Here is a 265-nt window from a genome sequence, read left to right as displayed (position 1 = left end):
GGGATTTTGCAGGGCGCCGAACGCGAAATCCTGCGTCATGGGGAGTTGATCCCCGACGCCACTTTCTATGAGCACAAACTTCAAGCCGTGTGGGCGCGTGCTTGCCACAGCGAGTTCTACCGGTCCCTGGGTGAGTACAGTTTTGCCGGGTTCCAGGCCTTGGAGTTGACGCCCAAGGCCAGCCTGAAGGGATCTCCGCGCGCGTTCTGCACCGTCGATTACGGCCAGGCCGCCAAGTATTACGCGACCACGGGCACCACCGGCG

The 265-nt window shown here is 62.3% G+C and carries 1 protein-coding gene; it reads left to right on the top strand.

The window, feature by feature from the left end; all coding sequences use genetic code 11:
* Window positions 1-265: hypothetical protein (locus MTCD1_RS21375; protein ID WP_200818682.1), on the top strand; the 265-nt coding region annotated here is incomplete at both ends.

The sequence above is a fragment of the Colwellia marinimaniae genome (assembly GCF_002207865.1).
Taxonomy (GTDB): domain Bacteria; phylum Pseudomonadota; class Gammaproteobacteria; order Enterobacterales; family Alteromonadaceae; genus Colwellia; species Colwellia marinimaniae.
Note: the sequence above shows the minus strand (reverse complement) of the source record. Positions and strands in the feature narration are given on the sequence as shown.